The sequence below is a fragment of the Peribacillus frigoritolerans genome (genome assembly GCF_040250305.1).
In the GTDB taxonomy this organism is placed as follows: domain Bacteria; phylum Bacillota; class Bacilli; order Bacillales; family DSM-1321; genus Peribacillus.
Map to the genome: position 1 here is coordinate 1,748,772 of NZ_CP158190.1, position 22,757 is coordinate 1,771,528.

At 43.3% G+C, this 22,757-nt stretch carries 25 protein-coding genes; 24 read left to right on the forward strand and 1 reads right to left on the reverse strand.

Translation table 11 applies throughout. The annotated features are described in order from the left end of the window. Positions 1–115 precede the first annotated feature (115 nt). Entirely contained in the window at positions 116–196 is an 81-nt protein-coding gene (spoVM, locus tag ABOA58_RS08670; RefSeq protein WP_034313769.1) for a stage V sporulation protein SpoVM, read from the forward strand. Between the two features lie 187 nt (positions 197–383). On the opposite strand, the gene rpmB is transcribed toward spoVM, so the two are convergent. Beyond that, entirely contained in the window at positions 384–572 is a 189-nt protein-coding gene (gene rpmB / locus ABOA58_RS08675; protein ID WP_034313767.1) for a 50S ribosomal protein L28, read from the reverse strand. A 252-nt stretch (positions 573–824) separates the two neighbouring features. Between rpmB and ABOA58_RS08680 the strand changes: the two genes are divergently transcribed. The 23 genes from ABOA58_RS08680 (at position 825) to ylqF (ending at position 22,623) form a co-directional block, all read left to right on the forward strand. After that, complete coding sequence (locus tag ABOA58_RS08680) at positions 825–1,187, forward strand: Asp23/Gls24 family envelope stress response protein (protein ID WP_034313762.1); 363 nt, start codon at positions 825–827, stop codon at positions 1,185–1,187. A gap of 18 nt (positions 1,188–1,205) precedes the next feature. Next, positions 1,206–2,876, forward strand: coding sequence for a DAK2 domain-containing protein (locus tag ABOA58_RS08685; protein WP_350301979.1), 1,671 nt, complete (start codon positions 1,206–1,208; stop codon positions 2,874–2,876). A gap of 207 nt (positions 2,877–3,083) precedes the next feature. Further along, the gene (sdaAB, locus tag ABOA58_RS08690; RefSeq protein WP_350301980.1) at positions 3,084–3,746 is read left to right on the forward strand and encodes an L-serine ammonia-lyase, iron-sulfur-dependent subunit beta; all 663 of its coding nucleotides are present in this window, start codon (positions 3,084–3,086) and stop codon (positions 3,744–3,746) included. 37 nt (positions 3,747–3,783) lie between these two features. Beyond that, the gene (gene sdaAA, locus ABOA58_RS08695) at positions 3,784–4,668 is read left to right on the forward strand and encodes an L-serine ammonia-lyase, iron-sulfur-dependent, subunit alpha (RefSeq protein WP_101224621.1); all 885 of its coding nucleotides are present in this window, start codon (positions 3,784–3,786) and stop codon (positions 4,666–4,668) included. Then, complete coding sequence (gene recG / locus ABOA58_RS08700) at positions 4,665–6,716, forward strand: ATP-dependent DNA helicase RecG (RefSeq protein ID WP_350301981.1); 2,052 nt, start codon at positions 4,665–4,667, stop codon at positions 6,714–6,716. The genes sdaAA and recG overlap by 4 nt, the downstream gene beginning before the upstream one ends. A gap of 119 nt (positions 6,717–6,835) precedes the next feature. Continuing rightward, complete coding sequence (gene fapR / locus ABOA58_RS08705) at positions 6,836–7,393, forward strand: transcription factor FapR (protein ID WP_034313744.1); 558 nt, start codon at positions 6,836–6,838, stop codon at positions 7,391–7,393. 24 nt (positions 7,394–7,417) lie between these two features. Beyond that, the gene (plsX, locus tag ABOA58_RS08710) at positions 7,418–8,404 is read left to right on the forward strand and encodes a phosphate acyltransferase PlsX (RefSeq protein ID WP_350301982.1); all 987 of its coding nucleotides are present in this window, start codon (positions 7,418–7,420) and stop codon (positions 8,402–8,404) included. 27 nt (positions 8,405–8,431) lie between these two features. Further along, positions 8,432–9,379 carry an ACP S-malonyltransferase gene (fabD, locus tag ABOA58_RS08715; protein ID WP_350301983.1) on the forward strand — a complete coding sequence of 316 codons (948 nt, stop codon included), beginning with the start codon at positions 8,432–8,434 and terminating at the stop codon, positions 9,377–9,379. Continuing rightward, complete coding sequence (gene fabG / locus ABOA58_RS08720; RefSeq protein ID WP_350301984.1) at positions 9,376–10,119, forward strand: 3-oxoacyl-[acyl-carrier-protein] reductase; 744 nt, start codon at positions 9,376–9,378, stop codon at positions 10,117–10,119. The genes fabD and fabG overlap by 4 nt, the downstream gene beginning before the upstream one ends. Positions 10,120–10,176: 57 nt before the next feature. Further along, a complete protein-coding gene (locus ABOA58_RS08725) occupies positions 10,177–10,410 on the forward strand; it encodes an acyl carrier protein (protein ID WP_034313729.1) in 234 nt (77 codons plus the stop codon). A 264-nt stretch (positions 10,411–10,674) separates the two neighbouring features. Further along, complete coding sequence (rnc, locus tag ABOA58_RS08730) at positions 10,675–11,415, forward strand: ribonuclease III (protein WP_101224626.1); 741 nt, start codon at positions 10,675–10,677, stop codon at positions 11,413–11,415. A 24-nt stretch (positions 11,416–11,439) separates the two neighbouring features. Next, positions 11,440–15,003 (forward strand): chromosome segregation protein SMC, encoded by a 3,564-nt coding sequence (smc, locus tag ABOA58_RS08735; RefSeq protein WP_350301985.1) that lies wholly within the window; start codon positions 11,440–11,442, stop codon positions 15,001–15,003. Between the two features lie 27 nt (positions 15,004–15,030). Continuing rightward, positions 15,031–16,047, forward strand: coding sequence for a signal recognition particle-docking protein FtsY (ftsY, locus tag ABOA58_RS08740; RefSeq protein WP_350301986.1), 1,017 nt, complete (start codon positions 15,031–15,033; stop codon positions 16,045–16,047). Between the two features lie 217 nt (positions 16,048–16,264). Further along, positions 16,265–16,597, forward strand: a complete 333-nt coding sequence (locus tag ABOA58_RS08745) for a putative DNA-binding protein (protein WP_034313718.1) — start codon at positions 16,265–16,267, stop codon at positions 16,595–16,597. 11 nt (positions 16,598–16,608) lie between these two features. Then, positions 16,609–17,949 (forward strand): signal recognition particle protein, encoded by a 1,341-nt coding sequence (gene ffh / locus ABOA58_RS08750; RefSeq protein WP_101224630.1) that lies wholly within the window; start codon positions 16,609–16,611, stop codon positions 17,947–17,949. A 153-nt stretch (positions 17,950–18,102) separates the two neighbouring features. After that, the gene (gene rpsP / locus ABOA58_RS08755; RefSeq protein ID WP_057913437.1) at positions 18,103–18,375 is read left to right on the forward strand and encodes a 30S ribosomal protein S16; all 273 of its coding nucleotides are present in this window, start codon (positions 18,103–18,105) and stop codon (positions 18,373–18,375) included. A gap of 13 nt (positions 18,376–18,388) precedes the next feature. Continuing rightward, entirely contained in the window at positions 18,389–18,619 is a 231-nt protein-coding gene (locus ABOA58_RS08760; protein ID WP_048684915.1) for a KH domain-containing protein, read from the forward strand. Between the two features lie 209 nt (positions 18,620–18,828). Continuing rightward, complete coding sequence (locus tag ABOA58_RS08765; protein WP_034313711.1) at positions 18,829–19,215, forward strand: YlqD family protein; 387 nt, start codon at positions 18,829–18,831, stop codon at positions 19,213–19,215. Positions 19,216–19,225: 10 nt separating this feature from the next. After that, the gene (gene rimM / locus ABOA58_RS08770) at positions 19,226–19,744 is read left to right on the forward strand and encodes a ribosome maturation factor RimM (protein WP_214750782.1); all 519 of its coding nucleotides are present in this window, start codon (positions 19,226–19,228) and stop codon (positions 19,742–19,744) included. After that, positions 19,744–20,478, forward strand: a complete 735-nt coding sequence (gene trmD / locus ABOA58_RS08775) for a tRNA (guanosine(37)-N1)-methyltransferase TrmD (RefSeq protein ID WP_350301987.1) — start codon at positions 19,744–19,746, stop codon at positions 20,476–20,478. Before rimM ends, trmD begins: the two co-directional genes overlap by 1 nt. A gap of 130 nt (positions 20,479–20,608) precedes the next feature. After that, on the forward strand, positions 20,609–20,956 hold the full coding sequence (gene rplS / locus ABOA58_RS08780) for a 50S ribosomal protein L19 (protein ID WP_034313702.1): 348 nt from the start codon (positions 20,609–20,611) through the stop codon (positions 20,954–20,956). Positions 20,957–21,172: 216 nt separating this feature from the next. Beyond that, positions 21,173–21,733 carry a signal peptidase I gene (gene lepB / locus ABOA58_RS08785; RefSeq protein WP_350301988.1) on the forward strand — a complete coding sequence of 187 codons (561 nt, stop codon included), beginning with the start codon at positions 21,173–21,175 and terminating at the stop codon, positions 21,731–21,733. Positions 21,734–21,750: 17 nt separating this feature from the next. After that, on the forward strand, positions 21,751–22,623 hold the full coding sequence (gene ylqF, locus ABOA58_RS08790; RefSeq protein WP_350301989.1) for a ribosome biogenesis GTPase YlqF: 873 nt from the start codon (positions 21,751–21,753) through the stop codon (positions 22,621–22,623). Positions 22,624–22,757 lie beyond the last annotated feature (134 nt).

Sequence of the window (22,757 nt, forward strand, 5' to 3'; positions counted from 1 at the left end):
GCTTAGAGCAGATTCGGATATAATTACGATCATCCTATATCCGCTTAAAAGCTTATGTTGTAATAGAAAAATTCCACTTCATCTTTAATTGTGGGATGCAAAGAGGAGGGGCATGATGAAATTTTATACGATTAAATTGCCAAAAGTTCTGGGCAGTTTGGTAAGGGCTATGCTCGGAGCGTTTAAAAAAGGCTGATACTTATCTCCATGACACCTCTCAAATTAAGGGAGGTGTTATTTTTTCGGTAAAAAGGGGCGGCCATCCATTAATGGGTGAAGGCTCCCTCCTTGATGCAGGAAAGACCTGATCAACGAATTGAAACCATCCCCATTAAATACCGGCCATTACAAGTAAAAAGGCATCCTAAGAGGATGCCGTAACATTATACGCGTTCTACTTTGCCCGATTTAAGAGCTCTTGCAGAAACGTATACACGTTTAGGTTTACCGTCAACTAAAATACGTACTTTTTGAAGGTTAGCGCCCCATGTACGCTTGCTAGCGTTCATTGCGTGAGAGCGGCTGTTACCAGAACGAGTTCTTCTTCCAGTGATTACACATTTACGTGCCATGTCAAATTCCCTCCTAACTACAACAAGCTTAAGTTTTTCGCAGTCGTCTTAAGTCTTTGTAAAATACTTTAATAATTTATCATACCTACCGTTAGAATGCAATACTTCAGTTAATTACTTTCAAGAAAAAAACCTTGACATACATACTTCAAAATTGAATTATATATAGTACCGTAAGACATTTACTTTTAAAACCATAGACATTATAGTAAAATGTCTTTAGTTGATTTGATTTTTGGGAGGGAAAAGAAAATGTCTATCGAATTACAAACGAAGTATGGACAAATTGATATCTCTAATGAGGTTATCGCTACTGTAGCAGGCGGCGCAGCCGTGGATTGCTACGGAATTATAGGAATGTCTTCCAAAAAACAATTTAAAGACGGCATTGCCGAAATTTTAAGAAAAGAAAACTTTACTAAGGGTGTAATTGTCCGTCAAGAAGAGGAAGAAGTTCATATCGATATGTATATTATCGTAAGTTATGGAACGAAAATCTCGGAAGTTGCACATAATGTGCAATCAAAGGTAAAGTACACCCTGGACAAAACTGTAGGATTAGCTGTTGATTCCGTCAACATTTTTGTACAGGGAGTTCGTGTGACGAACCCTTAAGTATAGGAGGAAAGTTTTGTGTCAATTACAAGTTTGAACGGAAAGCGCTTTGCAGAAATGATCATTCAAGGTGCCAACCATTTAGCGGCTAATGCCCAAATGGTTGATGCGTTGAATGTTTTCCCTGTTCCAGATGGGGATACAGGAACGAATATGAATTTATCGATGACTTCGGGTGCGAAGGAAGTGCAAAATAACGTCCAGGAACACATCGGGAAAGTGGGTGCGTCACTTTCAAGAGGACTGCTAATGGGCGCACGCGGCAATTCGGGAGTTATCCTTTCGCAACTGTTCCGCGGTTTTGCTAAAGCGATTGAACATAAATCGGAAATCAATAGTGAAGAATTTGCCCAAGCTTTTGAAGCGGGGGTTCAGACAGCTTATAAAGCCGTCATGAAACCTGTTGAAGGAACCATTTTAACGGTTGCAAAAGATGCAGCCAAGCAAGCGGTTTCATCAGCAGCAAATCATATAGACCTTATTCAGGTGATGGAAGAAATCGTTACGGAGGCCAATGCTTCTTTAAAACGCACACCGGATCTTCTTCCAGTCTTAAAAGAAGTGGGAGTCGTTGATAGCGGCGGGCAAGGGTTGGTGTTCGTTTATGAAGGTTTCCTTGCTGAGCTGAAAGGTGAGGCCCTTCCATCCCGACCTGCAAATGGCCCAAGCATGGATGACATGATCAATGCCGAACATCACATGAATGTACAAGGGCATATGAACACGGAAGATATCGTGTATGGCTACTGCACGGAATTCATGGTCCGATTGGAAAGTGAAAAACTTGCCAATGAATCATTTGATGAAGAAAAATTCAGAAATGATTTAAGTGAATACGGAGATTCTTTATTAGTCATCTCAGATGATGAAGTCGTCAAGGTACATATTCACTCTGAACAGCCTGGCACGTGCCTGAATTATGGACAGCAATATGGTAGCTTAATAAAAATGAAAATCGATAATATGCGTGAACAGCATACTGCGATTGTAGGTCAGACGAATACACCGCTTCAAACTAAACCGTCCACCAAAGAGAAGTACGCTGTAGTGTCAGTGGCGATGGGTGCTGGCATCAGCGAATTATTCAAAAGCATCGGTGCTAAGTCCGTCATCGAAGGCGGACAAACGATGAATCCTAGCACGGAAGATATCGTTAAAGCTGTCGAAGAGGCATATGCAGATCATGTGATCATCTTGCCTAACAATAAAAATATCATCATGGCGGCCAATCAGGCTGCAGATGTACTTGGGGATCATGTGACTGTCATCCCAACGAAAACAGTACCACAGGGAATGGCTGCATTGCTGGCTTTCAACCCTTCAATTGATGCTGAAGAGAATAAAAAAGCGATGATCGAAGCCCTTTCGCATGTGAAAACGGGCCAGATTACTTATGCTGTCCGGGATACCAACATTGACGGTCTTGCAATCGAGACCGGGGACTTCATGGGAATTGCTGAAGGCACCATCAAAGTGAAGGATAAAGACATGACCCAAGCGGCAAAAGATCTTCTTTCCGATATGATTGACGAAGATTCAGAAATCCTTACCATTTTATATGGAGAAGATGCCACTGCTGAAAATGTCGAAAGTCTTGTTGCGTTTTGTAATGAGAATTACGAAGACGTTGAAGTTGAAGTGCATAATGGGAAACAACCTTTATATTCTTTCATTTTTTCAATTGAATAAGTAGAGAACCATGAAGATGAGGGAGACTTATTCGTCACAATGTTTGAGGATCCTGAAAAAAATAAAAGGCAATAAACTGCATATGTCATTAGGCTATGCAGTTTTATTTTTTATGAAAAGAAGGATTACGGACAGAGTAATTGTAATTACAATATATCAGCCTTTATTATTAAACTGACTCCCAGTGTATAGAAGGAGGAGCAAGTCATGAAATTTAGAAGTGTATTCGATATAATTGGTCCTGTTATGATCGGCCCCTCTAGTTCCCATACGGCAGGAGCTGCAAGGATCGGCAGGGTTGCCAGGAATTTATTCGACCGGGAACCAAAATGGGTCCATATTTCTTTTTACGGATCATTTGCCAAAACCTATAAAGGCCATGGAACGGATGTAGCCATTGTAGGAGGCTTACTTGATTTTGATACATTTGATGAGAGAATCAAAGAATCGCTGGAAATAGCCCGTAAAAAAAAGATGAAAATTACTTTTCGGGAAGAAGAAGCCGTACCGGAGCATCCCAATACAGCAAAAATAACGGTTGGTGATGATGATGGTGAACTGGAACTTGTCGGAATATCAATAGGCGGGGGAAAAATCGAAATCGTCGAACTGAACGGGTTTAAATTGAGGCTCTCCGGGCACAACCCTGCCATACTCGTCGTTCATGATGATCGATTTGGTGCCATCGCAAATGTTTCAAACATATTAGCCAAGCATCAAATCAATATTGGCCAGATGGAAGTCTCCCGAAAAGAAAAAGGGAAGATGGCCTTGATGACGATTGAAGTGGACCAAAACCTGGAGGATCACGTCATCGCTGAAATTACAGCACTCCCCAACATCACTCAAGTAGCGAGGATTGTGGATTGATAGGGCAATCGTCTCCACTTAGGAAGGAGAAGAAATCATGTTTCGAAATGTAGCGGAATTAGTAGAATTAGCTGAATCAAAGCAAAAGAAAATTTCAACGCTGATGATAGAACAGGAAATGGAAGTTACGGGAAAAAGCCGTGAAGAAATCATCCGCCAGATGGGGGTCAACCTGGATGTAATGGAACAGGCAGTTGAAAAAGGACTTCAAGGTGTCCGGTCCGTTTCCGGCCTGACGGGAGGGGATGCAGTCCTTCTTCAGACTTACATTAAATCAGGAAATTCCTTATCCGGTGAACTGCTGCTGGATGCGGTAAGCAAAGCGGTGGCAACAAACGAAGTGAACGCAGCCATGGGAACGATTTGTGCGACACCGACTGCCGGATCTGCCGGTGTTGTACCTGGAACACTTTTTGCTTTGCAAAATAAATTAAAGCCGAATCGGGAACAGAAAATTGAGTTCCTATTTACAGCAGGGGCGTTTGGTTTTGTTGTAGCGAATAATGCTTCGATCTCTGGAGCCGCAGGGGGCTGTCAGGCTGAAGTCGGTTCTGCTTCGGGCATGGCGGCGGCAGCCATCGTAGAAATGGCAGGAGGGACACCTGCACAAAGTGCAGAAGCGATGGCAATCACATTAAAGAACATGCTTGGCCTTGTGTGTGACCCTGTTGCTGGGCTTGTGGAGGTGCCTTGTGTAAAGCGTAATGCCATGGGGGCAGCCAATGCTATGGTTGCCGCTGATATGGCGCTAGCGGGGATCACAAGCCGCATACCGTGTGATGAAGTGATTGATGCGATGTACAAAATCGGGCAAACAATGCCATCGGCTCTTAGGGAAACTGCACAAGGAGGTTTAGCGGCAACACCGACTGGACGGGAGTTGGAAGCCAAAATCTTTGGCTTGCCGCTGAATAAGAAGTGAACCCCGCTTTACAGGAACCCATAACAGCAGTAAAGGGCATTGGGGCCGAAACGGGGGCAGCTTTGGGGGAAATGGAGATCCATACCGTCGCGGATCTCCTTGAGCATCTCCCATATCGCTATGAAGATTACCGATTGAGGGATTTAGAAACGGTCGAGCATGATGAGCGGGTTACCATAGAAGGCAAAGTTCATACGGTGCCTACATTAGGATACTTCGGAAAGAAAAAATCCAGGCTTACGATTAAAGTGTTAACGGGGAGATATTTAATAAATGTGATTTTTTTTAACCAGCCATATCTGAAGCCGAAGCTTGCGATAGGCGAAACCGTAACGGTAACGGGAAAGTGGGATCGTCATCGCCAAACCATTACAGGCTCGGAATGCCACGTTGGCGATCGTAGCCGGGAGAAAGAGTTCGAACCGGTGTACTCAGTGAAGGGCAGCATTACTGTCAAAGGGCTCCGCCGCTTTATCTCCAATGCATTTTCTGAATATGGGGCCATGATAGAAGAAAATCTGCCCCCGCAATTATTGTCGGCATACAAACTGATGCCGCGTAACGACGCTCTTCGTACCATGCATTTCCCTCAATCGGCCAATGAGGTGAAAAAGGCTCGCCGCCGTTTTGTGTATGAAGAATTTTTATTGTTTCAACTTAAAATGCAGGCACTTCGTAAAGTGCAGCGGGAGCAGTCAAAAGGAATTGGCCAGGAGTTTGACATGGAGCAGCTGGAAGCCTTTGTAGGAACTCTCCCTTTTCCTTTGACGAACGCCCAGAATAGGGTCGTCGAGGAAATAATGAATGACATGAAATCTCCCTACAGGATGAATCGCCTGCTTCAAGGTGATGTCGGGTCTGGAAAAACGGTGGTTGCCGCCATATGCCTGAAGGCGACGATTACAGCAGGTTTCCAAGGTGCTCTAATGGTCCCGACGGAAATCTTGGCTGAGCAGCATACTCAATCGCTGAAGGCGATGTTGGAACCGAGTGGAGTGAAGGTCGCATTGTTGACAAGTTCGGTAAAAGGCAAAAAGCGCAAGGAACTATTGCAAATGCTGGAATCCGGCGAGCTAGATCTTTTGATAGGAACACATGCATTGATACAGGATGAAGTGAATTTTCGGAACCTGGGACTTGTCATAACGGACGAACAACATCGTTTCGGAGTGGAGCAGCGCCGGATCCTTCGTGAAAAGGGTACAAATCCAGATGTACTTTTCATGACGGCTACACCGATTCCGCGAACGCTTGCAATTACAGTGTTTGGGGAAATGGACGTCTCGACGATCGATGAAATGCCTGCCGGGCGTAAAGCGATAGAAACCTATTGGGCGAAACTCCAAATGCTTGATCGGATCTTAACATTTGTCGAAAAGGAACTAAAGAAAGGGAGACAGGCTTACGTTATCTGTCCATTGATTGAGGAGTCGGAGAAACTCGATTCTTTACAGAATGTTCTCGATGTTCATGCAATGCTGACTCAATACTTTGCGAACAGGTACAAAGTGGGACTTATGCATGGCCGGCTGCCCGCGGATGAAAAAGACGAAGTGATGCAGCAGTTTAGTGCCAATGAAGCACAAATCCTTGTTTCCACGACGGTTGTCGAGGTTGGGGTGAATGTTCCAAATGCAACGGTAATGGTCATTTATGATGCGGAGCGCTTTGGGCTTTCACAGTTGCATCAGCTGCGCGGAAGGGTTGGACGGGGAAGCGATCAGTCCTTTTGCATCCTGCTGGCTGATCCGAAAACGGAAGTCGGCAAAGAACGGATGAAAATCATGACCGAGACAAACGATGGATTCGCCCTTTCCGAAAAAGATTTGGAACTACGCGGCCCCGGGGACTTCTTCGGTAAAAAACAAAGCGGCCTTCCCGAGTTCAAGGTAGCCGACATGGTCCATGATTACAGGACCCTGGAAGTTGCAAGGGAAGATGCTGCAAAATTGATTGCCTCCCAAAGCTTTTGGCATTCCCCTGAGTATGCACCGCTGCGGAACTATTTAGCGGGAACGGGAGTATTCACGGGAGAAAAGCTGGACTGAACTGAATAAAAAACCCAATAGCAGATTGTGAGATTTTACTCAATATCTTGCAATCTGTTTTTAAAATATATATACTACTATTAGTACCTAGTCATAATACTACGGATGGTGACCTTCAAATGCGAAGAAATAAGAAGGAACGCCAGCAATTATTAATCGAAACGATTAAACAGAATCCTTTTGTAACGGATGAGGAGCTGGCTGAAAAATATTCGGTGAGCGTCCAGACCATTAGGCTTGACCGTCTTGAATTATCGATACCGGAACTGCGTGAACGTATTAAAAGCGTGGCCGAGAAAAAATTCAGTGACGAAATCAGGGCATTGCCTTTGGATGAAATCATCGGGGAAGTAATTGATCTTAATTTAGATGACAATGCAATTTCGATTTTGGATATAAATAAGGAGCATGTCTTTAAGAGGAATGGAATTGCAAGGGGACATCACCTTTTTGCCCAAGCAAATTCATTGGCTGTAGCAGTCATAAATGATGAATTGGCATTAACTGCGAAAGCATCCATTTTATTTACTCGTTCGGTAAAGGAAAATGAAAGAGTGGTAGCTAAAGCTAGGGTTAAAAACGTGGACCACACCAACGATCGTTCCGTGGTGGAGGTTAGAAGCTACGTGGGTAATGAACTGGTTTTTAAAGGCGAGTTCGAAATGTATCGCTCTTAACTTGCTAGTAAAGGATGAAAGAAAATGAAGATAACGATAGATGCAATGGGTGGCGATAATGCTCCAAAGGCACAGGTTTTGGGAGCGATGAAAGCTGTCGAGACTTTTTCCGATGTGGAAATCACCTTGATAGGCAATGAATCGGAGATCAACCAATACTTAGCGAAACATGGCCGTATAAAGGTTATACATACTGATGAAAAAATATTAAGCACCGATGAACCTGTTCGTGCGGTTCGCCGCAAGAAAAGCGCCTCGATGGTATTGGCTGCACAGCAAGTGGCTGACGGAGAAGCGGATGCATGCATTTCTTCAGGCAATACGGGGGCGCTAATGGCTGCAGGCTTGTTTGTGGTCGGAAGGATAGAAGGCATTGAACGTCCGGCGTTGGCTCCAACCCTTCCGACAATCGATGGCAAAGGTTTTGTACTACTGGATGTAGGCGCAAACTCCGATGCGAAACCGGAGCATCTCCTTCAATTCGCCATAATGGGGTCTGTTTATGCTCAAAAAGTGCGGGGAATCGAAAAGCCCCGTGTCGGATTACTTAATATCGGAACAGAAGAAAAAAAAGGGAATGAACTGACTAAGCATGCCTTTACATTACTGCAGCAATCATCGGAGATATCCTTTATAGGCAATGTAGAGGCAAGGGACCTCCTAAGCGGGCCGGCAGATGTTGTCGTGACGGACGGCTTCACGGGAAATATGGTGTTAAAGACGCTTGAAGGCACTGCTATGAGTGTATTTAAAATGGTGAAAACGGCCTTGATGAGCAACCTAAAGAGTAAGCTGGCTGCAGCAATGGTAAAGCCTGAACTAAAAGGCATAAAAAATAAAATGGATTACTCGGAGTATGGTGGTGCCGGCCTCTTCGGTTTGAAGGCCCCTGTCATTAAAGCTCATGGTTCTTCAGATGCGAATGCAGTCTATAATGCAATCCGCCAGACTCGCGATATGGTTGGAAATGACGTCATATCGACAATTGCGGAGACGATAGAAAAACAATAATAAATCAAAGAGGCAGGGGAGTAACATATGGGTAAAATTGCATTTGTCTTTCCAGGACAAGGATCACAATCAATAGGAATGGGGCATGGCTTATTTCAGGAAAACGAGCGTGCTCAGCAAATTTTTCGATCAGCAGATGAAAAACTTGATTTTCCACTTTCCGAATTGATCTTTAATGGCACACAACAAGAATTAACGGTAACTTATAATGCACAGCCTGCTTTATTGACCACGAGTTATGCTTTTGTCAAGGAACTGGAAGAAGCGGGGATCAAACCCGATTATACAGCCGGGCACAGCTTAGGCGAATATACCGCATTAGTGGCATCTGGCGCAATTTCTTTTGAAGATGCCGTATATACAGTGCGTAAACGTGGTGAATTCATGGAAGCTGCGGTACCGAATGGCCAAGGCTCTATGGCTGCGATATTGGGAATGGACCGTGAAGCTCTATCTGAAGTCACTTCTGAAATTACGGCCACTGGTGAATCCGTTCAATTGGCCAATATTAATTGTCCAGGGCAAATCGTCATTTCAGGAACCTCTGAAGGGGTTAAACTTGCAAGTGTAAAAGCCAAGGAAAATGGGGCTAAACGGGCTCTTCCTCTTGAAGTGAGTGGACCGTTCCATTCGGAATTAATGAAACCGGCAGCAGAAAAGTTACAGGGTGTCCTCGATGAAGTAAGCTTCAAACAGGCAGAAATTCCTGTCATTTCAAACGTAACTGCTAAGCCCATTACAGCACCTGCTGAAATTAAAGAAAAATTAATCGAACAGCTGTATTCACCGGTCCTTTGGGAAGACAGCGTGAAAAATCTGCTTGAATTGGGCGTGGATACGTTCATCGAGGTGGGCCCTGGGAAAGTATTGGGCGGTTTGATAAAGAAAATCGATCGTTCCGTTCAAATTCATTCGGTTTCCGATATAGATACTTTAACTAAAACAATTGAAACATTGAAGGGGGTACAAGCATGATCCTCGAAGGTAAAAAAGCACTTGTAACGGGAGCTTCACGAGGTATTGGCAGGGAAGTTGCATTGGAACTTGCCCGTCAGGGAGCAGACGTTGCCATCAACTATTCCGGCAGTGAAGCTAAAGCGAATGAAGTGGTTGAAGAAATCAAGGCATTGGGCCGTGAAGCATTCGCCGTCCAATGCGATGTTGCAAATAGTGAATCGGTGACAAGCATGATCAAAGAGGTCATCGAACAGTTTGACAGAGTGGATATCCTGGTTAATAATGCAGGTATCACACGTGATAACCTATTGATGCGTATGAAAGAAGATGAATGGGATTCTGTTATCAATACGAATCTTAAAGGCGTGTTTCTATGCACAAAGGCGGTTACAAGGCAAATGATGAAGCAGCGCAGCGGCAGGATCATCAATATGGCATCGATCGTCGGCGTCAGCGGAAATGCAGGGCAGGCTAATTATGTAGCGGCTAAAGCTGGCGTGATCGGTTTGACTAAAACCACGGCAAAGGAACTTGCTTCAAGAGGCATTACGGTCAATGCGATTGCCCCAGGTTTCATCTCTACGGATATGACTGGGGAATTGCCTGAAGACGTCCAAAAAGCCATGCTGGACCAAATTCCGCTTGCACGGTTCGGTGACCCTAAAGATATTGCTGCAGTGGCGTCTTTCCTCGCTTCCGATGCCAGCAAATATATGACTGGGCAAACACTTCATGTGGATGGCGGAATGGTCATGTAAGTTTTCTTTGATTTTTTTCGAAATTAATTTATAATGTCTTGAGGGGAGGTGAACACATTGGCAGATGTATTAGAAAGAGTAACTAAAATCGTTGTAGATCGTTTGAACGTAGAAGAATCAGAGGTAAAACTTGAAGCTTCTTTCAAAGAAGATCTTGGTGCCGATTCCCTGGATGTAGTTGAACTAGTCATGGAATTCGAAGACGAGTTTGATATGGAAATTTCGGACGATGACGCTGAAAAAATCGCCACAGTAGGTGATGCTGTGAATTACATACAAAGCACTATGTAATGAATTGTCATTTGACTAAAAGCTCCGTTTTTTAACGGGGCTTTCTCTTATTGCTAAAGAAGTTTGATGCCACGTCAGATAAGGGAATGAGCATGTACGCGGGTAAGCACCGCCTGCATGGCAGCGGTCTTTTGCCATTAGTTTTCTTTAAGCGGATAATAATGTATGATGGTACATAGGAAAGCTTGACAGGAATTCCTGCCAGGTTTCTTTTTATATATTGGAAAAATATGCTTTTTGAACCGTTGTGGAGGGTTTTGTGTGATGCGTAGGAACGGAAATAATCGTAAACCATCAATCAAGGATAATAAATTTAAACAGTTGCAAGAAAATCTGGGTTTTCATTTTAAAGATGAAAATTTATTGAAACAAGCTTTTACACATTCATCTTATGTGAATGAGCATCGCCGTAAGCCTTATGAAGATAATGAAAGGCTTGAATTCTTGGGGGACGCTGTACTTGAACTGACCATCTCTAAATACTTATATCAAAAATATCCGATGATGAGCGAAGGTGAACTTACCAAACTGAGGGCAGCCATTGTATGTGAGCCTTCACTTGTTGCTTTTGCCAATAGTCTTTCTTACGGGGAATATGTATTGCTCGGAAAAGGGGAAGAAATGACAGGCGGAAGAGAACGCCCTGCCATGCTTGCGGATGTATTCGAAGCCTATATTGGTGCTTTGTACCTTGATCAAGGATTAGAGCCAGTGGTGCAGTTTTTGACTAATGTCGTGTTTCCGAAGATAGACGAGGGTGCTTTTTCTCATGTGATGGATTATAAGAGCCAGCTTCAGGAGCTGATCCAGCGTGATGCCATTGGTGTCCTGCAATATAAGATTTTACAGGAAAAAGGACCTGCTCATAATCGGGAGTTTGTTTCGACCGTCTCCTTGAATGGGGAAGAGCTGGGCTCTGGAATAGGAAAATCCAAAAAAGAAGCGGAGCAGCATGCTGCCGAGCATGCATTGATCGTTTTAAAAGAAAAAAAATCAACAAGATAGTTGAACAGTAGAGGGGGAAAGGTCATGTTCCTCAAACGTTTGGACGTTGTAGGATTTAAATCTTTCGCAGAGAAAATTTCGATTGATTTTGTACCTGGTGTCACGGCAGTGGTTGGACCAAACGGAAGCGGTAAAAGTAATGTGACCGATGCAGTCCGATGGGTACTTGGAGAGCAGTCTGCGAAATCACTGCGTGGAGCAAAAATGGAAGATATCATCTTTTCGGGAAGTGACACGAGGAAAGCGTTGAATTTTGCGGAAGTATCATTGACCCTTGATAACGAGACCAATTCCCTGCCAATTGACTTTCATGAAGTCAGTGTGACAAGACGTGTATATCGATCGGGAGAAAGTGAATTTTTCATTAATAATCAAGGTTGCCGTCTGAAAGACATCATAGACCTTTTCATGGATTCTGGTCTTGGGAGAGAAGCGTTTTCCATCATCAGCCAAGGGAAAGTGGAAGAAATCCTTAGCAGTAAGGCTGAAGAAAGACGAGTGATTTTTGAAGAAGCAGCCGGTGTCCTGAAGTATAAAACGAGAAAACGAAAAGCGGAATCGAAGCTGACGGAAACACAGGATAACTTAAACCGTGTCCATGATATCCTCCATGAATTGGAGGGGCAGGTGGAGCCGTTAAAAATTCAGTCTTCCCTCGCCAAGGAATTTTTGGCGAAGAAAGACGAGCTTGAGCAAATAGAAGTGGCTTTAACCGTTTTTGAAATAGAAGAACTTTATGAAAAATGGGAAAAACTTTCACAGGAACTTGAAAAACATAATGAAATGGAACAGCAAATGGCAGGACAGCTTCATGATAGGGAAGCGCATCTCAAAAAGCTAAGGGATAGTCTTGCGACGCTTGAGACATCGATCAATGGTCTTCAGGAAATTCTCCTGAATGCCAGCGAAGAACTTGAAAAGCTTGAAGGCCGTAAAGAAGTTTTGAAAGAACGGAAGAAAAATGCCGCCCAAAACAAGTCACAGCTGGAAAAAGCGATTGTGGAAGGTGAGGCTGCTGTCGAGCGTCTGTCTTTGCAAAAGGAAAGAGAAACGGAAATCCTGAATGCACTGAACTTGGAAGTGAAAGGGATTTCTGAAACCTTACATGAAAAACAAAAAAGCCTGGGCCTATTCAATAGTGATATAGAGGCGATGATCGAAGCGAAAAAGAGTGACTATATCGAGTGGTTGAACAAGCAGGCATCGGCTAAAAACGAAAAACAATACCTGCTCCAGCAGCTAACACAGCAGGAACATAAAAATGCTAAACTTGACATGGAAAATGAAAAGTTCTTAACCGAAAGAATGGATATCACTGCTAAAAAAGTGGAATATTCAAAGCTGATGGACAATATGACCAAGCAGCTTGAAGAGCATGTCACTTATTTCCGAAATCAGCAGAATAAATTGAATGCGGCAAAAGATACGTATCAAAAACAAGAAACCACCCTTTACAAGGCCTATCAATTCCTTCAACAGGCAAAATCACGTAAGGAACTGCTTGAAGAAATGGAAGATGATTATGCAGGCTTCTTTCAGGGTGTAAAAGAGGTTTTAAAAGCGAAAGAAACCCTTCCAGGCATTGAAGGGGCAGTTGCGGAATTGATTAAGGTTCCAAAGGAATATGAAACGGCCATCGAAACGGCTCTGGGCGGAGCGATGCAGCATGTTGTCGTGGAACGCGAAGAGCATGCACGGGAAGCCATTTCCTTCTTGAAGAAAAATAGGTATGGGCGTGCGACGTTCTTGCCTTTATCAGTCATAAAGGCAAGAGAGATATCAGCTAACCAATTATCGATGCTGAAGAGCCATTCAGCTTTTGTAGGGACTGGTTCCTCATTGATCCAATATGATGATAGGCATGCAGCGATTGCAGAAAACCTATTGGGAACCGTGATGATCACTACAGATTTAAAAGGTGCAAATGACCTGGCGAAAATGATGCAGCACCGTTTCCGCTTCGTAACACTTGAGGGGGATATCGTCAATCCAGGCGGTTCAATGACTGGCGGAGCCTTAAAGCAAAAAACGACCTCCCTGCTTTCAAGGAAAACGGAATTGGAAGAGCTCCAACAAAAACTTGCTGCCATGGAAGCTAAAACGAATCAGCTAGAAAAGCAAGTCAAACAGCTCAAAGTGGATGTGGGTGTTCAAGAGCAAACGCTTGAACAAACCAGAAAAACTGGAGAGAGACTTCGATTACAAGAACAAACCCTTAAGGGCGAACTCCGTGAAGTGGAGCTGCAGGAAAGAAATGTGAATGAGCGGCTGCATCTTTATGATTTGGATAAAAATTCATATTTAGAAGAACAACAGCAAAAAACAGCAAGACTTGAAGAGCTGGAAGAACTTTTGGACTCATGTAAATCGGAAATTGAAGGGCTTGACAGGTTGATTTCCGAAATGACCGAACAAAAGCAATCCCAACAATCCTCAAAAGAGAGCCTTGCTGAAGAAACGAATGAACTGAGGGTAATGCTTGCCTCTAAGCGTGGCCAGCTGCAAAACCAAAAAGAGAAGATGGAACGCATTGAATCGGATCTTTCAAAGGAAACAAGCAGGCTTGCCGAAAACAAAGATGATTTAGGGCTCCTGACCAATGAAATGACAGACAGTTCAAGCGGGGAAGAGTCACTGGAAGATATGGCTCAGCAGAAATTGCTCGATAAAAATGGGGCAATTGAAGGGATCACCATAAAAAAACAGGAAAAAAACGAGCTTCTAAAGGAAGTTGAATCGCTTGAACTGTCCTTGAAAGAAGAAAATCGACTTTATAGAGGCATTGTCGAAGTGATGAAGGATGAAGAAGTGAAATTAACTCGTCTGGATGTCGAACTGGAAAATCGTCTCGACCACTTGAGAGAAGAATATACCCTTTCCTTTGAAGGTGCTAAAGAACAGTATCCATTGATGATGCCTTCAGAAGAAGCTCAAAAAAGGGTGAAGCTCATCAAGCTTGCAATCGAGGAACTGGGGACGGTGAATCTAGGTGCAATTGATGAATACGCACGTGTAGCTGAACGCTATGAATTCCTTCTAAGTCAAAAGGAAGACCTTCAACAGGCGAAGGATACATTATTCCAAGTCATCGATGAAATGGATGATGAAATGAAGCGGCGCTTTGCGGATACCTTCTATTCGATCCGTGAAGAATTCGAACAAGTCTTCAAAGCTTTATTTGGCGGAGGCAGAGCCGAGCTGAAACTGACAAATCCGGATGATTTACTAAATACAGGGGTGGATATCATTGCACAGCCTCCCGGGAAAAAACTGCAAAATTTGAGCCTCTTATCGGGTGGGGAACGAGCATTGACAGCCATAGCCCTTTTATTCTCCATTCTAAAAGTGCGTCCGGTGCCTTTCTGTATCCTTGATGAAGTCGAGGCAGCGCTTGATGAGGCGAATGTTGTCCGGTTCAGTCAATTTTTAAGGAAGTTCAGCAGGGAAACGCAGTTCATCGTGATTACTCACCGCAAAGGCACGATGGAAGAAGCAGATGTCCTATATGGCATTACGATGCAGGAGTCAGGCGTCTCCAAACTTGTTTCCGTCCGGATGGAAGAATCAGAAAACTTTATTGAAGTTTAAAATTCATGAATTAGAGGAAGTGGGACAATGAGTTTTTTCAAAAAGCTAAAAGAGAAATTTACGACCCAGGAAGAAAAAGAAAAATCAGTTGAAGCAGAAGTATCCATTGGGGAAAAATTCAAGCAAGGTTTGACAAAGACAAGGAATTCCTTTACTGGAAGGGTTAATGAACTTGTTGCCCGTTATCGGAAAGTGGATGAGGACTTTTTTGAAGAACTTGAAGAAATCCTTATACAGGCTGATGTAGGCTTCGATACTGTGATGGAACTGATTGATCAATTGAAAAGGGAAGTCAAGCTTCGCAATATCTCTGATACGAGGGAAGTGCAGTCCGTCATTTCCGAAAAGCTAGTGGAAATCTACCAAGGTGATGATGAAGCGACTTCAAGCCTGAATATACAAGAAGAAGGTTTGACGGTCATTTTGTTTGTAGGGGTTAATGGGGTAGGGAAAACGACGACCATTGGTAAACTTGCCCATAAATTTAAAATGGAAGGTAAATCTGTCGTATTGGCTGCCGGGGATACCTTCCGTGCCGGTGCGATTGAACAGCTTGAGGTTTGGGGAGAGCGTGTCGGCGTCAGTGTAATCAAACAGGGTGAAGGCTCTGACCCTGCTGCGGTCATGTTCGACGCCATTCAGGCCGCCAAAGCACGAAAAGCGGATATCCTGATCTGTGACACTGCCGGTCGCTTACAGAATAAAGTGAACTTAATGAAGGAATTGGAAAAGGTGAAACGTGTAATTGAACGTGAAGTACCTGGTGCACCACACGAGGTGTTGCTTGCCCTTGACGCAACAACTGGACAAAATGCCCTCATTCAGGCCAAGACATTCAAGGAAGCGACCAATGTGTCCGGTATTGTTTTAACAAAGCTTGATGGCACCGCAAAAGGCGGAATTGTATTGGCAATTCGCAATGAATTGGCCATTCCCGTTAAATTTGTCGGGCTAGGTGAAAAGATGGACGATCTACAGGAATTCGATGCTGAGAAATATGTTTATGGCCTTTTTGCTGATATCATCGATAAAGAAGAGGTTTAAGAAAAATTGTAAGCCGGAAGAGATAATTCTCTTCTGGTTTTTTTACAGAGATAATTGAAGGAACAATTCTCAGAAATGTCCAAAAAAGAGGCGGGAAAAGAAAAAAATAATGCTTTGCAAACAAGTGGTAAGGAGTTTAACTTGACATCAAATAAACAAGGCTTTACAATATAAACTTGTAAAGGGTTTTCACTTAACAGCAGGGAGGCTTGCTAAGATGCTTGAAAAGACAACGCGGATTAATTATTTGTATGACTTTTACCAATCGTTGTTAACAGAGAAGCAGCAGAGCTATATGTCCCTCTACTATCTGGATGATTACTCTCTTGGCGAGATTGCCGATGAATACGAAGTCAGTAGGCAGGCAGTCTATGATAATATAAAAAGAACAGAAGCGATGCTTGAGGAATATGAAGCAAAGCTATTGTTATTTCAAAAATTTCAAGAGCGTAACCAGTGGATTGCGAATATGAAGGGACTCATAGAAAAGGAATCCTTTTCAAAAGAGAAGCTGCTAGACGCAATCACAACGCTTGAGAAGTTGGATTAGGAGGCGGCAATATGGCATTTGAAGGATTGGCCGACCGACTGCAGAGCACGATGCAAAAGATCCGTGGAAAAGGGAAAGTCAACGAAGCGGACGTTAAAGAAATGATGCGTGAAGTTCGATTGGCCCTGCTTGAAGCGGATGTTAACTTTAAAGTCGTGAAGGATTTTGTAAAACGTGTCAGTGAACGTTCGGTAGGTCAGGAAGTGCTGAAAAGCTTAACCCCCGGTCAACAGGTAATAAAGGTAGTCAAGGAAGAATTGACGGAGCTGATGGGCGGCGAACAAAGCAAGATCGCCGTTGCCTCGAAACCACCGACTGTCATCATGATGGTAGGTCTTCAAGGTGCAGGTAAAACGACGACCACCGGAAAGCTTGCCAATCTTCTAAGGAAAAAATACAACCGCAAGCCATTGCTCGTTGCGGCTGATATTTACCGTCCGGCGGCGATTAAGCAGCTTGAAACACTTGGCAAACAATTAAGCATGCCTGTTTTCTCCCTTGGGGACCAGGTCAGTCCTGTTGAAATTGCCAAACAGGCAATTGAAAAAGCTAAGGAAGAACATCATGATTATGTGTTGATTGATACCGCAGGCCGCCTTCATGTTGATGAAAACTTGATGGGCGAACTGAAGGATATCAAAGAGTTGACAAAACCAGATGAAATCTTCCTGGTTGTCGATGCGATGACCGGTCAGGATGCGGTCAATGTAGCCCAAAGCTTCAATGAACAGCTGGGCCTGACAGGAGCCGTATTAACGAAACTTGATGGGGATACACGTGGTGGTGCGGCACTTTCAATTCGTTCAGTCACCAACACGCCGATTAAATTCGTCGGTATGGGTGAAAAATTGGATGCACTTGAAGCGTTCCATCCAGAACGGATGGCGTCAAGGATCCTCGGCATGGGTGATGTATTGACCCTTATCGAAAAAGCACAGGCCAATGTAGATGAAGAAAAAGCGAAAGAATTAGAGAAAAAGATGCGTACAGCCACTTTTACCTTTGATGATTTCCTTGATCAGCTCGGTCAGGTGCGGAATATGGGACCGCTTGATGATATTCTGAAAATGATTCCCGGTGCGAATAAAATGAAAGGGATGGACAACCTTCAAATCGATGAAAAACAAATCGGTCATGTTGAAGCTATCATCCGATCAATGACAACGCATGAAAAGGAACATCCGGAAACCATGAATGCATCCCGCAAGAAACGGATTGCCAAAGGAAGCGGCAGATCGATTCAAGAAGTGAACCGTCTACTGAAGCAATTCGAAGAAATGAAAAAGATGATGAAACAGGTTACGAACATGCAAAAAGGAAAGAAAAAGGGATTCAAATTCCCGTTCATGTAAGGTTTATTTCAGCTCGGAACTAAGGTGAAATACGGGTCGAAGCCATGTATTTCAACACTTTTTTTACCTGTTAAGAAAAAAACCTTTACAAACATACAAGACATTTGATATTATACTATCTTGTGTGAAACTATTCGGAGGTGCTTATTTAAAATGGCAGTAAAAATTCGCTTAAAACGTATGGGAGCTAAAAAATCTCCTTTCTATCGTATTGTAGTTGCAGATTCTCGTTCACCACGTGACGGACGTTACATTGAAGTGGTAGGAACATATAACCCGGTGGCTCAACCAGCAAAAGTTGATATCAACGAAGAGCTTGCTCTTAAATGGTTACAAGATGGAGCTAAACCATCTGATACAGTTCGTAACTTATTCTCAACACAAGGCATCATGGAAAAATTCCATGTTGCAAAAAACAGCAAGTAATCGACGGTAGTTGATGAAAGCACTGATTGAAACGATTGTTTCAGCACTTGTGGATTATCCGGAAGAGGTCATCGTGACCTCCAAGGAAGAATCCGACCGGATTGTTTATATCCTCTCCGTTCATAAAGAGGATATGGGCAAGGTGATCGGTAAACAAGGGCGTGTTGCTAAGGCGATTCGGACTGTGGTATATGCAGCAGGATCTTCACAGCAGAAGAAAATCTATTTGGAGATTTCCGAATAAGGAGGGTTAATACCCCTCCTTTTTTTGTACTTCAAGAAAGCTTAGATCCCAATTGATCAAATTCGGGCTTTAAACTTTACGCCTTTTAAGACGCATCTTTTACCGATTTACGTTATACTTAAGAGAATGACCCCCATTTCAAAAAGATTACCCCATCATACATATTTTTAGAAGGAAATACGAAATCATAGATAATAGGAGGTGCTGGAATGAAAATTCTCCAAAATGTAATCGTTAACCAAGTATTAACGGAATCCAGCAAGAATCAGCTCCTCGAGAAATACAAGTCAAAACGCCTTCAGCTTCAAAAAGAGAGTGAACAGCTTCGCTTTGAACTGAAAAAACTTGAAAAAACAAGAACTCTCCAACCTGCTAGTCTCCGTGCTCATTTCGAAAAAGAAATTAACCAGAGGCAAGAAAAAATTAAACTGCTTGAATTTCAAATGGAGCAGCTGGAGATCCTTCCCGCCGGAAGTGAATTGAAGGAACGGGAAGTTCAAAGTATCATTGATGTGGAAATTGGGGCAGATTGGGACGAAATCATGGCAACGAAGACCATTGTCATTAAAGATGGAATCGTCTCGGAAATTCGTTAGAGGTGAAAGAATGGAAAAATGGTTTAATGTAGGTAAAATTGTCAACACACATGGTCTTTTAGGAGAAGTCCGTGTTATTTCTTCAACAGACTTTCCGGAAAAACGATACAAAGTGGGAAATACTCTGTATTTGTTTAGGGACACTGAGAAAAAACCTTTGCCGCTTGTCATCAGGTCGCATCGCACCCATAAAAACTTTAACCTATTGACGTTCGAGAACTATTATAACGTCGGACAGGTCGAGGCTTTTAAAAACGGGGTCCTTAAAGTCAAGGAAGCACAGCTTGGTAAATTGGACGAAGGTGAGTTCTACTTCCATGAAATCATCGGCTGTTCGGTATTTACGGATGAAGGCATGGAAGTTGGGGAGATCATTGAGGTTCTTACGCCTGGTGCAAATGATGTTTGGGTCATTAAGAAAGCTGGCAGTAAGGACATTCTGATTCCGTATATTGAACAAATTGTAAAAGAAGTGGATATATCCGCTAAAAAGGTCATCATTACACCGATGGAAGGACTTTTAGACTGATGAAAATCGATGTGCTTTCGCTTTTTCCAGAAATGTTCGAAGGGGTACTTGGCTCGTCAATCTTAAAAAAGGCAGCGGAAAAGCAGGCTGTCAGCTATAAGGTGACCAATTTCCGAGATTATGCAGATAATAAGCATTCGACGGTAGACGATTATCCGTATGGCGGCGGTGCCGGAATGGTATTGAAGGCACAGCCGATCTTTGATGCCGTGGAAGCTCTTAAAGGGCAAGCTGAGCTAACCCCAAGGGTAGTCCTGCTTTGTCCCCAGGGAGAGCGTTACACGCAGAAAAAAGCCGAAGAGTTAGCTGGAGAGGAACATCTCATTTTCATTTGCGGGCATTATGAAGGGTATGATGAGCGGATCCGGGAGCATGTCGTCACTGATGAAATATCGATAGGTGACTTTGTGCTTACAGGCGGGGAATTGGGAGCAATGGTCATTATTGACAGCGTTGTGCGCTTGCTGCCTGGCGTTCTTGGAAATGTTGACTCCCCGATTCTTGATTCCTATTCTTCTGGTTTGTTAGAGCATCCACATTATACTAGACCTGCAGATTTCCGGGGGATGAAAGTTCCCGATCCGCTAATATCCGGGAATCATAAAAAAATCGATGAATGGCGGATGAAGGAATCCCTGCGCAGAACTTGGATTCGACGTCCGGACTTGCTCGATAGTTATGAACTATCGGAAGTTGAAGAAAAATTATTGTCCGAGATTAAAAAAGAAGACTGATCTCTATTGCATCGACGTTTATAGTATGATAGGATATACCTTGTGACTTGGGCAAAATGCTCAGTCTTATAACGATGTTCCGCTGCAAACAATAAGTATTTGCAAGAGCGTCCAGGAGGAGTTGAAATCGATGCAAAATCTTATTAACGAAATCACAAAAGAACAACTTCGCTCAGATCTTCCATCATTCAGACCTGGTGACACAGTACGTGTACACGTAAAGGTTATTGAAGGAACTCGCGAACGTATCCAGTTGTTTGAAGGCGTTGTAATCAAACGTCGTGGCGGCGGAGTTAGTGAAACTTTCACAGTACGTAAGATTTCTTACGGCGTTGGAGTAGAACGTGCTTTCCCTGTTCACACACCAAAAATTGCGAAATTAGAAGTTATCCGTCACGGTAAAGTACGTCGTGCGAAACTTTATTACCTACGCGAACTTCGTGGTAAAAAAGCACGTATTAAAGAAATTCGTCGTTAATTCTTCGAATATCTTCATGCGGGTTTACCATGATCCACATAAGGTGAATAACCAAAGAGTATCATGCAAAAAGGGAGCTTGTTTATCAGGCTCCCTTTTTGCACTTTAAGAAACGATGAATACACTTACGGTGAAAACTATATAGAATCCTGCTCGCTATAGCGTCCGCAACATGTTAAAATAATTGTTGATATGCTTCAAAAAGGGTGGGTAAGGATGGCGAAAAAGAAAAATGAATTGTGGGAATGGACAAAGGCGGTCATAATCGCAGTTATAGCGGCGACGCTGATTCGTTATTTCCTGCTGGCTCCTATTGTTGTGGACGGTAATTCCATGATGCCGACATTAAAGGATACGGACCGCATGATCGTTAATAAAATCTCCTATTCGATTGGCGAACCGAAAAGATTCGACATTATCGTTTTCGAAGCTCCAGAAGGCAAGGATTACATAAAGCGTGTCATCGGATTGCCAGGGGAAAAAGTCGAATATAAAAATGATACTCTTTACGTGAATGGAAAAGCTTATGATGAGCCATACTTGGATGAATATAAAGAACAATTGATAGATGGCGGGGACTTGACGGAACCTTTTACATTAAGTGATGTCATAGAACAAGAAACGGTGCCTGAAGGCCACCTATTTGTCCTGGGGGATAATCGCCGTTTTAGTAAGGACAGCCGTCATAGCGGCGTAGGTGTCGTTCCTTACGATAAAGTGTTAGGAAAAACTAAATTAGTTTATTGGCCGATCGAAGACTTTCGATTGGCGGAATAGTAGGAAGGTGCATTCCATTGACAATACAGTGGTTCCCTGGCCATATGGCCAAAGCAAGACGGGAAGTAACAGAGAAATTAAAACTGATCGACATCATCTTTGAACTTGTGGATGCCCGGATACCGGCATCTTCACGAAACCCGATGATCGATGAAATCATTCAGCATAAACCAAGGGTCATCCTTTTGAATAAAGCTGATATGGCCGATCCGGTAAAAACGAATATGTGGCTTGAACATTATAAATCGCAGGGGAAAACGGCGATTGCCATTAACTCACAGGCGGGAAACGGTTTAAACCAGATTACTGCTGCTTCCAAAAAACTTTTAAAAGAGAAGTATGAGCGGATGGAATCAAGAGGAATAAAGCCGAGAGCGATCCGTGCCATGATAGTCGGCATTCCGAACGTGGGGAAATCGACCTTAATCAATCGACTTGCGAAAAAGAACATTGCCAAAACAGGGAATACGCCTGGCGTCACTAAAGCGCAGCAATGGATAAAAGTTGGCAAGGAATTGGAATTGCTCGACACGCCGGGGATTCTCTGGCCGAAATTCGAGGATCAAGAAGTAGGCTTGAAGCTTGCGTTGACAGGTGCGATTAAAGATACGATTTTAAACTTGCATGAAGTCTCATTATACGGCCTTCGCTTTTTGGAAAAAGAATATCCCGATAGGTTGAAATCCCGTTATAACCTGGATGTAATTCCGCAGGAAACGCTCGAATTGTTTGATGCTGTCGGAAAGTTCAGGGGCTGTTTAGCATCTGGGGGCTTCATCGATTATGACAAAACGGCAGAGTTGGTCGTACGTGAAATCCGTTCAGAAAAGATGGGTCCGCTTACGTTTGAGGTCCCTTTGGATGATGAAGAGAATGATATCCCCGAATAACATTAACATTGACCTGATTGTTGAAGACAATCAATGAAAAGGATTGATACGGAGCTGGAGTTGGATGTCGAAAAGGCTTACTCTTTTTGATGTCTCTTTTCCGCTCCGTATTTTCGTCTGAACTGTAGAAAGGG

What these genes read in the sequence shown, in the direction of transcription:
- spoVM (WP_034313769.1), top strand. Translation starts at nt 116, where the DNA reads ATGAAATTTTATACGATTAAATTGCCAAAAGTTCTGGGCAGTTTGGTA.
- rpmB (WP_034313767.1), bottom strand. Translation starts at nt 572, where the DNA reads ATGGCACGTAAATGTGTAATCACTGGAAGAAGAACTCGTTCTGGTAAC.
- ABOA58_RS08680 (WP_034313762.1), top strand. Translation starts at nt 825, where the DNA reads ATGTCTATCGAATTACAAACGAAGTATGGACAAATTGATATCTCTAAT.
- sdaAB (WP_350301980.1), top strand. Translation starts at nt 3,084, where the DNA reads ATGAAATTTAGAAGTGTATTCGATATAATTGGTCCTGTTATGATCGGC.
- sdaAA (WP_101224621.1), top strand. Translation starts at nt 3,784, where the DNA reads ATGTTTCGAAATGTAGCGGAATTAGTAGAATTAGCTGAATCAAAGCAA.
- fapR (WP_034313744.1), top strand. Translation starts at nt 6,836, where the DNA reads ATGCGAAGAAATAAGAAGGAACGCCAGCAATTATTAATCGAAACGATT.
- plsX (WP_350301982.1), top strand. Translation starts at nt 7,418, where the DNA reads ATGAAGATAACGATAGATGCAATGGGTGGCGATAATGCTCCAAAGGCA.
- fabD (WP_350301983.1), top strand. Translation starts at nt 8,432, where the DNA reads ATGGGTAAAATTGCATTTGTCTTTCCAGGACAAGGATCACAATCAATA.
- fabG (WP_350301984.1), top strand. Translation starts at nt 9,376, where the DNA reads ATGATCCTCGAAGGTAAAAAAGCACTTGTAACGGGAGCTTCACGAGGT.
- rnc (WP_101224626.1), top strand. Translation starts at nt 10,675, where the DNA reads ATGCGTAGGAACGGAAATAATCGTAAACCATCAATCAAGGATAATAAA.
- smc (WP_350301985.1), top strand. Translation starts at nt 11,440, where the DNA reads ATGTTCCTCAAACGTTTGGACGTTGTAGGATTTAAATCTTTCGCAGAG.
- ftsY (WP_350301986.1), top strand. Translation starts at nt 15,031, where the DNA reads ATGAGTTTTTTCAAAAAGCTAAAAGAGAAATTTACGACCCAGGAAGAA.
- ABOA58_RS08745 (WP_034313718.1), top strand. Translation starts at nt 16,265, where the DNA reads ATGCTTGAAAAGACAACGCGGATTAATTATTTGTATGACTTTTACCAA.
- ffh (WP_101224630.1), top strand. Translation starts at nt 16,609, where the DNA reads ATGGCATTTGAAGGATTGGCCGACCGACTGCAGAGCACGATGCAAAAG.
- rpsP (WP_057913437.1), top strand. Translation starts at nt 18,103, where the DNA reads ATGGCAGTAAAAATTCGCTTAAAACGTATGGGAGCTAAAAAATCTCCT.
- ABOA58_RS08760 (WP_048684915.1), top strand. Translation starts at nt 18,389, where the DNA reads ATGAAAGCACTGATTGAAACGATTGTTTCAGCACTTGTGGATTATCCG.
- ABOA58_RS08765 (WP_034313711.1), top strand. Translation starts at nt 18,829, where the DNA reads ATGAAAATTCTCCAAAATGTAATCGTTAACCAAGTATTAACGGAATCC.
- rimM (WP_214750782.1), top strand. Translation starts at nt 19,226, where the DNA reads ATGGAAAAATGGTTTAATGTAGGTAAAATTGTCAACACACATGGTCTT.
- trmD (WP_350301987.1), top strand. Translation starts at nt 19,744, where the DNA reads ATGAAAATCGATGTGCTTTCGCTTTTTCCAGAAATGTTCGAAGGGGTA.
- rplS (WP_034313702.1), top strand. Translation starts at nt 20,609, where the DNA reads ATGCAAAATCTTATTAACGAAATCACAAAAGAACAACTTCGCTCAGAT.
- lepB (WP_350301988.1), top strand. Translation starts at nt 21,173, where the DNA reads ATGGCGAAAAAGAAAAATGAATTGTGGGAATGGACAAAGGCGGTCATA.